The organism is Erysipelothrix anatis (assembly GCF_009828745.1).
GTDB lineage: Bacteria > Bacillota_I > Bacilli_A > Erysipelotrichales > Erysipelotrichaceae > Erysipelothrix > Erysipelothrix anatis.
Map to the genome: position 1 here is coordinate 51577 of NZ_WTSX01000008.1, position 16281 is coordinate 67857.

17 protein-coding genes are annotated in these 16281 nt (G+C 39.0%); all 17 read right to left on the reverse strand.

Annotation, left to right across the window (positions count from 1 at the left end; all coding sequences use genetic code 11):
- Positions 1-20: 20 nt before the first annotated feature.
- The 17 genes from GVV19_RS07080 to cysS all read right to left on the reverse strand — a co-directional run bounded on the left by GVV19_RS07080 (position 21) and on the right by cysS (position 16157).
- Entirely contained in the window at positions 21-1217 is a 1197-nt protein-coding gene (locus tag GVV19_RS07080; RefSeq protein ID WP_159646671.1) for an extracellular solute-binding protein, read from the reverse strand.
- A gap of 94 nt (positions 1218-1311) precedes the next feature.
- On the reverse strand, positions 1312-3066 hold the full coding sequence (locus tag GVV19_RS07085) for an alpha-amylase family glycosyl hydrolase (protein ID WP_159646673.1): 1755 nt from the start codon (positions 3064-3066) through the stop codon (positions 1312-1314).
- A complete protein-coding gene (locus tag GVV19_RS07090) occupies positions 3050-4462 on the reverse strand; it encodes an alpha-amylase (RefSeq protein WP_159639502.1) in 1413 nt (470 codons plus the stop codon). Before GVV19_RS07090 ends, GVV19_RS07085 begins: the two co-directional genes overlap by 17 nt.
- 132 nt (positions 4463-4594) lie before the next feature.
- Positions 4595-5812, reverse strand: coding sequence for a bifunctional folylpolyglutamate synthase/dihydrofolate synthase (locus tag GVV19_RS07095; RefSeq protein WP_159646675.1), 1218 nt, complete (start codon positions 5810-5812; stop codon positions 4595-4597).
- Positions 5805-6470 carry a uracil-DNA glycosylase gene (gene ung / locus GVV19_RS07100; protein WP_328598621.1) on the reverse strand — a complete coding sequence of 222 codons (666 nt, stop codon included), beginning with the start codon at positions 6468-6470 and terminating at the stop codon, positions 5805-5807. Before ung ends, GVV19_RS07095 begins: the two co-directional genes overlap by 8 nt.
- 13 nt (positions 6471-6483) lie before the next feature.
- Positions 6484-8058: a type 2 periplasmic-binding domain-containing protein gene (locus tag GVV19_RS07105; RefSeq protein WP_159639505.1), complete on the reverse strand. Its 1575-nt coding sequence runs from the start codon at positions 8056-8058 to the stop codon at positions 6484-6486.
- On the reverse strand, positions 8045-9064 hold the full coding sequence (gene fni, locus GVV19_RS07110; RefSeq protein ID WP_207948894.1) for a type 2 isopentenyl-diphosphate Delta-isomerase: 1020 nt from the start codon (positions 9062-9064) through the stop codon (positions 8045-8047). The genes GVV19_RS07105 and fni overlap by 14 nt, the downstream gene beginning before the upstream one ends.
- The gene (locus GVV19_RS07115; protein WP_268891706.1) at positions 9057-10073 is read right to left on the reverse strand and encodes a phosphomevalonate kinase; all 1017 of its coding nucleotides are present in this window, start codon (positions 10071-10073) and stop codon (positions 9057-9059) included. The genes fni and GVV19_RS07115 overlap by 8 nt, the downstream gene beginning before the upstream one ends.
- Entirely contained in the window at positions 10070-11011 is a 942-nt protein-coding gene (gene mvaD, locus GVV19_RS07120; RefSeq protein ID WP_159646681.1) for a diphosphomevalonate decarboxylase, read from the reverse strand. The genes GVV19_RS07115 and mvaD overlap by 4 nt, the downstream gene beginning before the upstream one ends.
- 1 nt (position 11012) lies before the next feature.
- Positions 11013-11951: a mevalonate kinase gene (gene mvk, locus GVV19_RS07125; protein WP_159639508.1), complete on the reverse strand. Its 939-nt coding sequence runs from the start codon at positions 11949-11951 to the stop codon at positions 11013-11015.
- Between the two features lie 111 nt (positions 11952-12062).
- Positions 12063-12599 carry a transcription termination/antitermination protein NusG gene (gene nusG / locus GVV19_RS07130; protein ID WP_159637702.1) on the reverse strand — a complete coding sequence of 179 codons (537 nt, stop codon included), beginning with the start codon at positions 12597-12599 and terminating at the stop codon, positions 12063-12065.
- 6 nt (positions 12600-12605) lie between these two features.
- A complete protein-coding gene (gene secE, locus GVV19_RS07135; protein WP_159637704.1) occupies positions 12606-12788 on the reverse strand; it encodes a preprotein translocase subunit SecE in 183 nt (60 codons plus the stop codon).
- Between the two features lie 12 nt (positions 12789-12800).
- Positions 12801-12959, reverse strand: a complete 159-nt coding sequence (gene rpmG, locus GVV19_RS07140; protein ID WP_159637706.1) for a 50S ribosomal protein L33 — start codon at positions 12957-12959, stop codon at positions 12801-12803.
- A 138-nt stretch (positions 12960-13097) separates the two neighbouring features.
- Positions 13098-13709 (reverse strand): sigma-70 family RNA polymerase sigma factor, encoded by a 612-nt coding sequence (locus GVV19_RS07145; protein ID WP_159639509.1) that lies wholly within the window; start codon positions 13707-13709, stop codon positions 13098-13100.
- A 14-nt stretch (positions 13710-13723) separates the two neighbouring features.
- Entirely contained in the window at positions 13724-14443 is a 720-nt protein-coding gene (rlmB, locus tag GVV19_RS07150) for a 23S rRNA (guanosine(2251)-2'-O)-methyltransferase RlmB (RefSeq protein WP_159637710.1), read from the reverse strand.
- On the reverse strand, positions 14443-14820 hold the full coding sequence (locus tag GVV19_RS07155) for a Mini-ribonuclease 3 (protein ID WP_159639510.1): 378 nt from the start codon (positions 14818-14820) through the stop codon (positions 14443-14445). Before GVV19_RS07155 ends, rlmB begins: the two co-directional genes overlap by 1 nt.
- Positions 14820-16157 (reverse strand): cysteine--tRNA ligase, encoded by a 1338-nt coding sequence (gene cysS, locus GVV19_RS07160; protein ID WP_159646683.1) that lies wholly within the window; start codon positions 16155-16157, stop codon positions 14820-14822. The genes GVV19_RS07155 and cysS overlap by 1 nt, the downstream gene beginning before the upstream one ends.
- Between the last annotated feature and the right edge of the window lie 124 nt (positions 16158-16281).

Genomic DNA, 16281 nt, shown 5'->3' on the forward strand with positions numbered 1-16281 from the left:
GGGGCTTACGCCCCTAATTGTTACTCTATTACACCTTCTTGAATTTGTTTGACCATTTGATCTAAGAGTTCTTGCATAGGTGCAGGATTCTTATCTTCAAGTGCAAGGCCGAATGCTTCAGATGGTGTCCAGTAGTTTGAAAGGACACTCTTTTGACTGTGTGCGAATTGTGCTTGTTCTGCTAAAGCGCTTAATGCAACGTTAGCTTGAACTGCTTCACTTTCTGCAGCTTTAATATTTGATGGTCCAAGTTTCAATGTGTTGAAACGTTCTAATTGACTTTCTTCATTTGTTAAGAAGTCTGCTAATGCCATTGCTTCAATTGGATGTTCTGTTTTTGTTTTAACACCCATGAGTTTATAACCACCGAAGCTTGCCATTTGAACATCTTCGCCCCCAATGTTGAATGTTGGAAGTTTTGTCGCTGCATAGTTATCACCCAATGTTTTTTCCATTGATTCTGCAACCCATGTTCCAGATACACCAGCAGCAATTGTATCACCCATACCAGCTTGTAAAACTGTGTCATCGCCAGTTAAGAATGCTGGTGATGCTGTGAATGAACGCATGTATTCACCAACTTGAAGTCCACGAGCATTATTGAAGTCAGTGACTTGTTTACCGTTTTCAACAGCAAGTTTTCCACCAGCTCCTAAGAAGAATGATGCATTATACCAACCGTTTGAAACGTCCATGAAGATTTTTTTATTTTTTTCTTCAGCAACTTTAACCATTGAATCTAATGACTTAACATCTTCTTCTGTGAAGACACTCTTGTCATAGTACATGAAGTATCCATTATCTGCAGTCATTGGGTAAGCATAAAGTTTACCATCAATTGTTGCTGCATCAACTGATCCCGGAACATTGTCTTTAACAATACGTTCTTTGTCTTTAGTGATTTCATATAATGCACCTGCTTCAACCAAGTCTGTGATTTGGTCATTAGCAAATGCGAAGACATCTGCAGCTGCTTCGATATCTTGTGTTACATAATCACGTGCGTCAGGTTCCCCGACAACACCTAATTCAATATTGTATGTCTTGTCCGTGTTTAGTTCTTTGAACTTCTCAATACGTTTTGATAGGAACTCTTGAGAATCTTGGGAACCCCATACTTTCAGATTAATTGTTTCGGATGCTGGCTTGCCTGATGAACATCCTGCTAGTGCTAGTGATACCATAAGTACCGTCATAACTTTAACAAATCGTTTCACTACTTCTTCCTCCTCACGATTTAGGAAATCGTTTTCTTAAGCATATTATAACAAGACTTTTGTATTTGTAAAGAGGGAAATGTATACGTTTACATTATTCATCGTGGAAGATAACATTGTTAGGTGTTACAGATATCGCTCCATGAGTACCTTTGAACACAATTTCATCACCTACAAAATTTATAGAATAATTTTTGTTTTTTGTTCTAAATTCAATGAATCGCTTCACATTTTCATGATAATCGCGATATGTCTTCACAAAAGACCAATCAATCCGATTTATTGCATCTGGTAAATTATAGGAGTTATGGTTGCGTTGTTTATTTCGGAAGAAACTTTGACCTATTTGCATGAAAGGAACACCCTTCGATAAAATCACCAAGGCATTTAAGACATCGATGGCTTCCACCTGCTTATGATTTAAAACAACTTTATCTGCAAGGGCATAATTATCATGGCATTCAATGTAATTAATACTTAAAGCAGCGTCAGCGAAAAGATTACTACTTCCCAAAATACTTTCTTTTATGAGTGGCGTCAGCCCCGTATCGACATATCCTAAATTACGAGCATCCGTGTCTCCTCCTACTAGATTTCGGAATTGATCATTGAAATGGCCGATACTTGGCAAGCTCGCGGTATTTTCCATACTCGCTTTAAGACTATCAGGGAGTCCTGATGCCATATGCCATCCTTCTCCGTATAACGTTGTATTCGGAATGGCTTCTTGAATTGCGAGTATGGTGTCGATGTCCATTATGCCCATCAAATCAAAACGGTAACCATCAATTCTAAATGTTTCAACATAATAGCGACATGCATCGACGATCATTTTTCGAACCATAGGACGCTCTGAGGCAACCTCATTTCCGCAGAATGTTCCATTATAAAGTTCAAAGACATTGTCGTAACGGAAGTAATAGTATGGGACCGTTTGATGAAACGCTGATGGTGCGACTTCATAGACATGATTAAAAACAACGTCAACATTAACTCCTATACCGTGTTTGTGATAACCATTCACCAATGTGGAAAACTCGGAAATGACACGAAGTGGATCATTGGGATCGGTACTGTATGATCCTTCCAATGCCATATACTGCATTGGATCATAGCCCCAGTTATAGTTTTCCAAAGGATTGAGTTCGTCAATACTTCCGAAATCATTGATTGGCATCAACTGAATATGGCTGACTCCCATATCGAGGATATGTTGCATCCCATAGTCGCCATAAGACTCCAGCATGCCAAGGAACTTACCACGATACTTAAATGCAACATTCGGGTCCATTGAAAAATCACGAACCTGAGTTTCCAAAATGACCCCTGAGCGAGACTCAATTGGATTCGTTTCAAGATGCATTTGATTAAAATCAACCACTACACTGGCAGAACCATTCGGCATCGATGCTTTTGCGTAAATATCTGTCGTGATATTGACGTCCCCGTTGACATGCACTTCATAGTTATAAATTATCCCATGAAGATTTTGTGCAATCGTGTGCGTATAAACACCGTTATCTTTGCGGTGCATTAAAATACGGGCATTATCTACGCGTAGGTATACTGCAATTGCCGTTGGAGCAAAAACACTAAAAGTCGTTTCATCTGCTTCAACGTAACTGCCTAAGCGCTCATCCGTTGCATCAAAGGTAGTATCAAACCAAGTCGTATGTACAATACCACGATAGATGATTGGATAGACCGTTCCAAATTGATCCGTCACAACATGGTCAATTCCCAATTCTAAATTAGGTACAACACCATTTTCAATTAGCACACCATGATAATATAAATTAATGGGTTCACGCCACGTTAATTTTCCAAGTGTATCATAAAATACTTTCATGATAATTCTCCTTTGTGATATAGACGCTGCATACTTTAGCAGCAACCGGGAACAAGCCAATTCCCTTCTCATTGATCGTTACCACACCTTCAGTGTGTTCCATCAAATCAACAAACTCTTTACCTGCATGTTGTTTTCCAACATACATTTTTTTAATACTATTGTAGCGGTTACTCATGACGACCGCCCCAGGATAGTCGCCGTCAAAACTCCATCCAATAACATGAGTATCATCAATCATATCGAACTGTTTACCATTAAGTCGATGTGATACGCGCATCATGCGTGCCAATTTGGGAAGATGCGTTTTATAATCAGGATAAAATACACACGGTACACCTTCAGTACGTAATAGAATCAATGCATACGCATGATAACGAAACCAATGTTTGACATACGACTCCAGCGATTGGCCCACTTGGGTATCGTGATTGTCCACAAATGTAACTGCAAAATCAGGTTGTGTTGCAACGAGTGTGCCATTGAATATTTTTCGTAAATCATAGTTATCTCCAAGAAAACTCGCAATATGAAAGTTAAAGTGTAATGGGACATCAAACAATGACATACTGTACTGTGTTTCTTGAAGATAGTTATGAAGCGCTCGCAAATCAGGGCTCCAATATTCACCGACTGCATACTTCGGTGCCTCAGACTGCATTTCCTGAAGCCACTCATAATAAAAGTCAAAATCAATATGCTTAACAGCATCAATTCGGTAGCCATCCAAACCGAAACGCTTGGTATACCAGTGACCCCAATCTTTTAAATGTTGGCGCACTTCAGGGTTCGACACATCAATATCTGCACCCATAAGGTAGTCATAATTTCCTAACTCAACATCGATGTTCTCAGACCATGACTTCCCATCAAAAAGATAGATTTCAGATGTCTTAGAGCGATGATCAAAGTCCACTGCTTTGAAATGATGCTTGTTCCACTTAAAATCGGAATACATGTTATTACGATTATCGAAATTAAAAACAGTCCATGCTTCTATCTCAGTTTGGTGTTTCATATTTAGACGATTCGTGGCATGTGATACCGTCGCATTCACACGCTCAACGCCATCAGCACCCATTTTATGATTTAAGACAATATCTGCATAGACTTTAATACGCTGCGCTTGAAGTGCTTTGATTGCTTGCTCATATTCTGAACATGTTCCATACTTGGTCCGAACCGTGTTCTTCTGATTAAATTCACCAAGATCGTATAAATCATAGACTCCATACCCAACATCATTAATTCCATTCTTAGCTTTATATGCTGGTGGCAACCATGATTCCGTAATTCCATCTTGCGCATACTGATAAGCATCACGTGCAATTTCTGCCCATAGATTCGTTTCTGGTTTCATATACCACTCAAAATTTTGTAATAAAATACGTTTCATGCAAACCTCCGAGAAAACGTTTTCCTCATGTTCATTATATACAACGCGTATAAAATTGCAACCAAGAAGCCGATGAATCAATCGACAAAAACATTACCGATTCCATTTGTGCCATTAGCGTGAAAAAAAAGGTCATTCATTGACCTTTTTAATTAAATACTCTCGTGCTTCCGAAATAAAATAAAGTGAACCCGTTACGATGATACTCCCTGTTCCTTGATTCTCGAGGGCTGTATCAATCGCTTGTGTATAAGGTGTCATTGTTTGGACATTTTGATTTTCTGCAAGTTCTTGTGCTCGAGCAGCACGGAAAAAATCAAACTCTGTAACAATCACTGTATCAAATGCCTCCGTAAGTTGATGCACCATATTCTCATATTCTTTGTCCTTAAGTGCTGCGAAAACGGCAACATGTGGACGTGGTAAAATCTCAGCACTTTGAACCAAACGCTCAATTCCCATTTCATTGTGCGCACCATCAACGTAAACATTAGGCAATATTTCTTCAAAACGTCCTGCCCATGACGCAAGACGGACACCGCGTTGAAAGACATCGGCCGCTAATTCTGGAATTATGAACCGAACGATTGACGCCGCTAATGCTGCATTACCGACTTGATAACTGCCCTGATTCGTAAGTGTATACGTTACATTTTCATGTTCAAAAAAATAGGATTTGTCCACCCGCTTGTAACGAGGAATGCATAATTGTTTTAGTTTTCCATGGTGGTCGTGCACCGTATTAATCATCACATCCAAAGCTTCGCGATCTTGGATTGTTGTGACAAGCTGCACACCCTCTTTGATAATACCAGCCTTTTCATGTGCAATTGCTGTAATCGTATCACCTAATATCCCTTGGTGATCGAGACCAATATTCGTAATAGCACATATCTCTGGGTTAATTACATTGGTTGCATCCAAACGGCCGCCTAAACCTACTTCATAGATAACATAATCGACACCTTCATCCAAGAAATAGAGAATTGAAATCAACATATCAATCTCAAACATGCTCAGATGATGCTCATCCCATAGAGGATATGTTTGATTGATATAGTTTAAGAAGATATCGTCCGCAATTGGTACATTATTGATGCGAATTCGATCATTGTGAACAATGAGATGTGGCGATGTAAATGTTCCCACACGAAACCCTGCTTCTTGCAAGATTGAGCGTGTGTAGTTTGTAGTTGAACCTTTCCCATTGGTTCCCCCAATATGAATGGTCTGCAGTTGGTCTTGGGGGTTGCCCATACTTTTCAAAAGTTTTCTAAAGTGATCGATGCCGTATGTTTGGTTCTTACGTTGCATCAACGCATCTAAAGCTATATGAATATCGTTATACATTGAGACTCCAATCAATTGGCGTTTCGCCAAGTTCTTCTAAATGGTGATTTATAGTTGAGAAAGGGCGCGATCCATTAAATCCGCGATAGGCACCCAATGGTGAAGGATGACTGCTTTCAACAAAAATATGATGCTTTTTTATCAGTACTTTTTTTTCTTGTGCCTTCTTACCCCACAAGACGAAAACAATTGGTTTATCTTGACTTCCAAGCGTTGCAATAACTGTATCCGTAAATGTCTCCCATCCTTTTTTTTGATGTGACAACGGTTGACTTTCCTCCACCGTCAAAATTGTATTAAGCATGAAGACACCTTGTTTTGCCCACGAGGACAAATCACCGTGTGTGTTAACAATTCCTAAATCTCGTTCTAATTCTTTATACATATTGATGAGACTTTTCGGAAGTGGAATATCTTTATGTACGGAAAAACTAAGACCCATCGCCTGCCCAGGTTGATGGTAAGGGTCTTGTCCCAAAATCACGACCTTCACGGTATCAAGCGGGGTATCATCAAATGCAGCAAAAACATCTTGTTCGGGCGGATAAACTGGAACTTCCAGGCGGCGTTCACGAACAAATTGCGTCAATGAAATAAAGTAAGGTTTTTCAAATTCTTCTTGAAGTAGTTCTTGCCATGTACTCATAGATACCTCCATTAAAAAAAGAAGCTTACGCTTCTTTTAGTATATCATTTTTCGCAATCCATTCGTCAGCAAGCTTTTGAATTTCTTCTTGCGCTTTTTTGACATCTATTTTTCCATTATAAAGGTCACGCAAGGGTTGCATGATATCAACCTCTGAGTACAATGTACGCGCGAGCACATTAGGATTGTTATCTAATGCCATGACAGGCGGAGTATCGCTTGTATTGTAAGCAAAAATACGTTCTTTCGTATGTCTGTCTTCAATCTTCAATTCATCGATATATGTTTTATGATATACTGGGATTTTTCCTGTGGATGTATTGTGAATTGAGACAGCTTCTGGCGAACGCAGAATTCGAATGACTTCTGCTGCAGCTGAAGGATACTGTACATCTTTTGAAACTACATAACCATCAGTCTCTGCCATCGGTGATAAACGGTGATCTTGATAGGATGGGAATGGTGCATAGACATATTTTTGTCCTGTGCTTTCCTCATATTGTGCGGCCATATCAAAGTCGTTAATAATTGTGAAAAGAGCTCGGTTTTCATAGAATGCTTTTTCATATTGCCATGTTAACTCTTCAGCAACATTTCGTTTAACTGTTGGAACTACTGGTGCTTTCACATCAGAATCACCATCTGCTGTCGTGGCTTGGTCTGTGTTCGTTTCAGTCGTGTTTTCAGAATCACTTGGTTTGTCTGGAGTAGTGCTTGGTTTTTGAGCATCCGATTCGCTATCTTTTGCATTTGCATGATCATCTTGTTTTGTTTCTGTTGGAATTGGCGCATTGGGATCTGGGAAATCTTTAGCAACTGTTCGATCCCAGACGATATCTCCCATCGCATCAATAAGTTCTAATCCCTCTCGGAACTCACGTGTATTAAATCCAGGATTGGATCCTTTTTTGGTAAAATTCAATGTCCAACGACCCGCTGTTAACATTGGATAAAAACTTTGTTGATCGGTGAAAGTCAAAGGAAAAATAACATCTACTTGTTCATTCAATGTTTTACTTTGGTTCATGATTTTTGTCCATGAATCAAAAACATCCGGAAGCCCTGAGGTATCACTGTCTTCGATATTATAGCCGAGTGATTTCATTAAGGTCTCATTGTATGCAAAAGTTGGACCCGAGATACTATTTTGAATAAAATAATAGCCCGTTAAATTAATGGTATCCTGTATTTGTACAGGGATCTTCGATCCAACGATCGAGTCGAGTTTCCCACCCATATCATGGAATTTATCCAGGAAGTACGCTGCATCATTCTGCTTTGTTACCAAGATATCTGTTTGAAAGGGTTCATTCAATTGCTTTGCAGTTAGTGGGGCTGCAACTTCGTAGGTGATGGCATCAATATGATTAGGATGTGCCTCATTCCATGTCGCAACGACATATTCACCCAATGCTTCACTTTCGACTTGAATCTTTAATGTTGCATTCTCTTCGATCAAGAAGCGTTCTGTTTCTTTGTCATAACATACCGATTGTCCATCTAAAGTACATCGGTTCGCAATCACAAAGTACGATGTTGCAAATAAAGCCACAACTAAAACAAGGACAATCCCTATTATTGTGGGTTTATTTTGTTTCATCGTACATCACCAATCTCTCTAATAGTTGAATTTTACGTTTACGCAATGCTGTTAAGTCTGAAGCACCGATCAGCACCATGAGTTTCTTTAAATCCTCAAGGAAAAGTTCGACTTCATCAAACATTGCATCTGTTTCTAAGTGTGCTGCTTTGAGGAAGTATCCTGAAATACCAACACCATGCGCTCCCAATCGGAGCAGTTTCATGACATCCAAGGGATTCGTTACTCCACCTGAGGCTAACATCTGTGCTTGATGGTGATAGGGCTGTGTCATGAGTAAGGATTCAACTGGTGTTAAACCCCAATCCGCAAGATAATCATAACGTTTTCGTTCAGAGCGAGCATTTTCAATCATGATGAAATTGGTACCACCGCGACCACTCACGTCAACATAGCGTACGCCGCGATCAAGCAATTGACGGACTGTTTCATCACTCATGCCAAAGCCTACTTCTTTAACGATTACAGGAACATCAACACTACGAATAATGGCTTCAATATGATCTAACCAGTGTGCAAAGTCACGGTCACCTTCATCCATTGTAATTTCTTGCGCAATATTAATGTGGATACCCAAGGCATCTGCTTTAATCATTTGAATCGCACGGATAGCATCGTCGACTGATGCATTCGCATTAATATTACCAATTATAAATCCATCTGGGTTTGTTTCACGAACAATTGAAAAACTTGGAATTTGTGATGCATCATCTAAGGCAACATGCTGCGAACCCACGGCCATTGCAAGACCAAAATGCTTCGCAATCATTGCAAGTTTTTGATTGATTTCACGTGTTTTATCACTACCACCCGTCATCGCATTAATATAAACCGGATACTCAAAAGCATGACCAAAATAATGGCTACTTAAGTCAACATCCGAAAAATTCATATTCGGTAAACTATTGTGGATAAAACGCACTAACTCAAAATCGTTTTTGAAACCGTTTTGTTCCAATGCATGTGCGACGTGATCGTCTTTTCGTTGGGATCGTATACTACTCATAATGTCTAAATACCTCTACATCTAATGATACAATATCATTTTTTTTCCATTCCATGTCTAATTTGATAATTTTTTCATAATTATGGGGCTCGTAAATTGCAATTCCGCAGTCACCACCACCAGAGCCAGAGATTTTCGCACCTAAATTTAAAACTTCTGATTTTTCGATAAGAGCTGTTAGTGCAACCGTTTCAATATCGAGTTGCGTCCATGATGCAACTGCTTGCATCCATTTACGGTAATGATGCATTGATGAACGAACTCCTTCATAATTACTATCTTGCCAAGCGTTGATAAATGAATCGACACACGATTTAGAGCCCAACAATAATGCTCTGTACGTCAAAGGATCCTCATCTGCACGTCGATAGTACGTTTTAAGATACGAGACCGTTCTATTGACGGACTGCGTCCAGCCAACATGAATTTTAAATATATCATCTTGCAAAGGTTCAATCTTAAGGAGGGGCCATTCTAGATGGAGAATATCCGGTGAAGACTGATGAGTTTTCAACCATTGGACATCATAACGTTCATAGATAATAATGCCACCAAAGACCGCTGCAGCCAAATCACCACCAGAACTCAATTCATTCATCTCAAGTTGTGCCAGTACCGCCATCTTAAATAATTCTGTTTTTGATATTGAAACTTGGTAAAAATCAAGGACCGATGCAATTACCGCAACAATTACAACGCCTGACGAACCCAATCCATACTTCTGATGATTGACCGATTCTAACTCGCTTTCAATGGTGAGGTGAAACGGTTCTTGAAGTGGATAAAAACGGTTGACAGTTCGCAATGCCGCCGATACATAACGCATACCTTCAGTATCAGTTAAAAGCGTCTTACCGGATAACTGACCATACTGACTCACGATTGTAAATGCATCTGTCGCGCAAATTTTCGTATTAATTGTTTTATCAACAGCCATTACAACTGATGGAAACCCTGGTTCCATCACTGCATATTCACCCATTAAAAACAATTTCCCAGGGAATCTCATAAAACGATAAGCCCTGGTCCTGACTTACAAACAACTGTTGTAACTGATGATGGCAGTGCTTCTAAAATGGTTTCAACATGAGCCGCAGTTGTCATAATTTTGACATTTGGCCCAGCGTCCATTGTAAAGTATGCTGGAATTGATTTTTGCAGTTGACGGACCCGATTCATGATTTCTACCGTCATAGGTTCAAAATACCACATATTCACCGCCATTAAAGAGGCATGCATTTTCAATGCATTGGTTTGTGCAATTTCACCGACACGTTCGATATCATGATTTTTGACAGCTTCTTCCAGTTGTATGAGATCTGCTTCTGTTGATGCAACCCATGAATCATAATATGGTGAGTCTGCCACAGTTGTGTTCATTGCATCCGTACTCGAAAAAGGTTTTATCTGATCATTTAAGATACAAACAATCATTCTAAAATCAGACCAGGGCTCCATGGTAATTGGTTCAGCAAAACTGTCTTCATCAGAAGTACCACGATTCCATCGTACGAAATCCCCGTAGACCGATCGTGACGCACTTCCAGAGCCCAAACGAGCAAGTCTTGATATTTCCCTGTCATCAAGATTTAAGTCTAAAGTCGCAGCTTTAGCGAGCGCAGCGAAAGCTGACGCACTTGATGCGAGTCCTGCTTCTTTCGGTACATGATTTTCCGATATAATGCGGGCATACTCTTGAATACCGTATCGCTCACGAATTCGGTCCATAAACCAATAAACTCGTTGGCTGGTTTTATCATCAACCCATGCTCCATCCAACATAAATTGGTCTTGTGTTAATGAAGCATCGTATTCAACCCGTGTTTCAGTATAGAATTGATCGAGTGTCAATGATAAACTCGAATTATGCGGAATTTTTAACGCATTGTCTTTTTTGCCCCAATACTTAATCAGCGCAATGTTTGTATGTGCACGAACTGTTTTCATATTACACCATTTCCTTTAAGTGATACTGCCATGTTTGAACTGCTCCATGACCTTTTAAGACTGCTGAAATTTCTGAGGCAACTGTTAAATTAGGCGCAAGCGCAATCATACATCCACCTTGACCACTACCCGTCAATTTAGCACCAACTGCACCTGCACGACGTGCTGCATTAACTAAAGTATCCAAAGTCGTTTCTGACACACCAAAGAGGCGCAATAGCTCATGCGCACGGTTCATTGCTTCACCTACACTCGCAATGTCATTCAGTTCAAGACCGCGAACTGTTTTCATTGCGAGTTGTGTAAACTCATCCAAATAAGGTTTCATCTTTTCAGGCTCACATTCCAGTTGGGTCCCAAAAGTAGCAACTGCTTCTTTTGTATTCCCTAGTACACCTGTATCTGCAACAACCAAGTAACCATCCATGTTCATGGCAATTGAGTCCATCAGTTTATCCCGTTCAAATAACGTTGGCACACCACGTGTAATTGTGTTTGCATCCAAACCACTTGGATTAAGATGGTGAATTGACTCCGCCACTAAGACAAGTTCTTTCATAATATCTTCTGTAATTTTAATCTCAAAAGCATCAAACAATGCACGGACAATCGATACAGATACAGCCGCACTGGACCCGAGTCCTCGTGACGCTGGAAGCATTGAGTTGATGTTGATATCAATATTAACGTTTTCTTTATTTAAATATTTTAAAACAGCATGAATCAAGGCTGTTATTCCTTCTATCGATTCCGGTGCTGTATTTAATTTCCCTGTATAAAAGACACAATCTATGGTTGATTCTGATTGTGTTATTGTTACTGTTGTTTCAATTTTCGCAGCATAAAAAGGTAAGGCAATTGCTGGTTTACCATAAACGACAGCATGCTCACCAATCAAGATTATTTTTCCTGTTGCGATTCCGATTCCAATTTGATTCATATTTACCATCCGTATCTATTATACATCATTTTATTTACAAATAATCGCTTCACATAAATTCATGAAATTACATAAAGAAAACTCTCTAGCCAGATGGTTAGAGAGTTAGTATTAGATACGTTCAATATCTGTGTATGAAATTTCTGTAGGTGTTTCACGTCCAAAGAGAATTGTTAGAACCATCGCTGACTGTGAATCATCATTCATACTGTCAACTGTACCTTCGATTCCGGCAAACGGTCCGGATAAAATTCGAACTGTATCTCCAATTTCGAAATCTACGATAAGTTTTTGATCACTCATACCCATACGTTGTAAGATTGATTCAATTTCTTCTGGTGAAACTGGGAACGGCTTCGCTCCACCACCTGATGATCCGATAAATCCTGTGACACCTGGTGTATTACGAACAACATACCATGCTTCATCAGTCATAATCATTTCAACGAAAAGGTATCCTGGGAAAAGATTACGCATCTTCTCTACTTTTTTACCATTTTTATATTCAATTTCTTTTTCTTCAGCAACAAGAATGCGGAATAATGAATCCTCAATTCCCATTGACTCAACACGTCGTTCTAAATTTTCCTTAACACGGTTTTCATGACCAGCATAAGTATTAACGACATACCATTGTTTATCTTCCATAGTTTATTATCCACCAATTCCAAGTAATTTTAATGCTTCGATTGACACAATTTCTGTGAATAGGAAATAGACTACAAAGAAAAGAATAAACGAAATCGCAATAACCGTATTGCTTGAAAGTTCTTTTCGGCTTGGCCAATGGATTTTACGAATTTCTTCTTTAATTCCTGCAATTGTAAACCAACTCATAACTAAAACCTCCTATTTAGAATCGCGATGCAATGTATGTTTTCCGCATCGTTTGCAAAACTTTTTAATCTCTAAACGCTCACTTGCGTTTGTATGATTTCGACTTGTTGAGTAGTTTCTTGAGAGACACTCTGTACAAATTAGAATCACTTTTTCTCTTTTGTTTGACATTATAAAAAAACCCACTTTCGTGCTCTATAACTTTATCATAATCGAAACTGAGTGTCAATTTGATACGTTATCTTGATACGATCATTCTTTATTTTATAATTTAAAATGATGATAAAGGTTATCCCTTTATCACCATCTTTATTTTTTACTGTATTCCGATGACTTATGGACCAGCCGACGCACTTTCTGCAAAGTATTATCTATCTGCTTTTTACTAATATTAAGCAGCTCAGAAATTTCGACATAACTATAACCAGCCTCACGAAGGTTATAAACGGTTCGTTCGACTTCACTCAGTCCATCTAATATTTTATTGAGGTCGCTCAGTGCCTCATAGTAGTGTGACATAAATTGCGGATCTTTTCGAACATCTTTTTCAATGAGGATATCACTAAGAAAAAGTGACGCATCTTCATTTATTGTCATATCTAAGGAGCGCTTTGAATCTAAAAGTGTGTATGACTTTCCACGACACTTACGAAGACTACTTTGAATGTGTGAATCGATACAGATGGCTATAAAATGCGCAAGGCCTACATCCATACTCTCTTTATACATATAAATCGCTTCGATGAAGCCTAATGACGCATTCTGAAACACATCATCGATACCAATACCTTGTGGTGAGTACATTCGCCAAAAAACGTGCGTTCGTTTCCAAATTAGACCTTTGTAATTATTCATTAATGTAGTTAGTGCTTCTGTATGATTCTGTCGAATCATGTAAAGATATTCATAATCTCCAGGCATTAATAACTCCTATCTTATTTTAGCAAGTTTCGACGTCTGACGATTTCAAAGAGAAGGATGCCTGTTGCAACAGAGACATTTAAAGAGTTAACTGTACCAAACATTGGAATTGTAGTGAGAATATCACATTCTTTTTTCATGAGTCGGGATATTCCCTTACCTTCTGAACCTACGACTAATGCGATTGGCATGTCAACATTGAACTGATCATACGATACGGCATCCACTGCATTTTCAGCAGCAACAACCCAATATCCTTGTTGTTTGAGGTACTGAACCGTTTGAACTAGGTTAGTAACCTGCGCAACCGGGACTGTATTAATCGCACCTGTTGATACCTTCGCAACAGTAGCAGTTAAACTAACACTTCGATGTTTACCAATAACAACACCATCCACACCTGCAGCATCTGAGCTTCGCAAAATGGCTCCAAGATTGTGTGGGTCTTCCAATTGATCGCAAACAACAATTAACTTGTGTTTTGCATTCTTAACAATCGTTTCAATGTCAGCGTAACGATAGTCTTGGATTTCAATGACAGCTCCTTGATGGACGCCTTTTACCATTTTGTCCAAACGAAATTTATCCACAAATTGGATATTGATGTTCTTTTCTTTTGCAATCGCTACAATTTCGGGATAACTCCCTTTATTGAACAAATAGACGTTCTTGGGTTTTTGACCACTCTTTAAGTATGCTGTTACTGTATTTTTTCCAAAGATATATTCTGACATTATAGTTCTACCGTTTCTATGAACGCGTTCCACAATTGGTCCAGACGTTCAGTTTGTTGTGTTTCATAGAGATATCCCCAAAGTGCTTCGAATCCTGTTGCAATGCGATAGGTTGTCACATCTGCATTTTTGGCTATCGATGTACTTTTGGCATTTCGTCCACGCTTATACATTACCATTTCTTCTTCAGTTAATGCATCGTTTTCTAAAAGGTTCTTCATGAACAGTGCTTGCGATTTTGCACTAACAAATCGGGTTGATAATTCTTGCAATTGTTTTGTTTTCGTGATTCCTTGCGCAACTAAATGTTGGCGCACTTGAAGCGAAAGGACAGCATCTCCAATAAATGCTAAAACGTTTCCAGAGAGCTGTGACATTAGATTAAACCCCGTTCTATGAGTGCTGCGCGTGCATTATCTGCGGCTTCAAAATCCTTTGATTGTTTGGCCTCATTCCATTCCGCAAAAAGTCCTTTATCCGATTCTGTAAGGGTGATTCTTGGAATTTTTATCCCCAGGATATTTATCATTTTTTCTACCGTTTGTACATAATCACTTACCACTTGCGCATCAATTTCCTTCGTTCGTAAGGCTTGATTGAGAACTTTCACTGCATCAAAGAGAACCATTGTCGCATTCGCCACATTCATGTCATCTTTTAATGCATCTAAAAACGCATCATATAAAGCAACATCATAACCTTCCATAATTTCAGCATTAGCAAGTTCCAAGGCGATATACGCTTTGTTGAGACCTTGTTCAATTTTTTGAAGTTCTTTACGCGATTGTTCCACAAGCGCATCAGTTATATTGAGGACGAGTCGATAGTGTGTTGATAAGAGTACCCAACGTGTAAGATTAGAACCCAATGTATCAATATACTCTTGAGCCCATTGAACATTCCCCAAAGATTTGCTCATTTTAGCCCCATCAAGATTCAACATTGCATTATGAACCCAATAGTTCGCTAAATCATGATTATGAATTGCTTTAGATTGTGCTGATTCGTTTTCATGGTGTGGGAATTTCAAATCCTGACCACCACCGTGAATATCAATACGCTCTTGCTTAAATTCATCATTTATCATAACGACACACTCAGTATGCCACCCAGGACGTCCTTTTCCCCAGGGTGAATCCCATTTGATACCGTCATCATTCGTAAACTTCCATAAGGCAAAATCAAGGGGGTTTTCTTTATTAGTATTTTCTTCGATTCTCGCACCAACCATTAAATCTTCAATACGTTGCGAGGAGATTTCTCCATAATCTTTAACTTTCGTTACTCGGAAATAAACGTCGCCATTGGCTTCATAAGCAAATCCTTTATCGACAAGCTCTGCGATAAACTCAATGATTCGATCCATTGTTTCAGTTACTTTAGGTGTTGCATCGATTCCTTCTGCATGTAATTCAGTACGAACTTTATTATAGGCATCAATGTAACGTTGCGTAATAACCGTTTCATCAACACCTTCATGTTGTGCTTTTTTAATAATGTTATCGTCAACATCCGTAAAGTTCGACACCATCTTCACGTCGTAGCCAATTGCATCAAGAATGCGTCGTAGCAAATCGAAAACAACAATCGGTCTTGCATTTCCAATATGGGGGTGATTGTACACTGTTGGTCCACAGACATACATCATCACTTTGCCAGGTTCAATCGGGCTAAATGTTTCTATTTTATTATGTTTTGAATTGTATAGTTTCATGGGACCTCCAGTAATATGTATCGTTATACATTTCTATAGTGTTAAGTATACACCATTGCAGTCTATCTTTCCTACTTTGATTGTATTCTTCTTTTGGATTTATAGGCAAAAAAAAGATACAGCA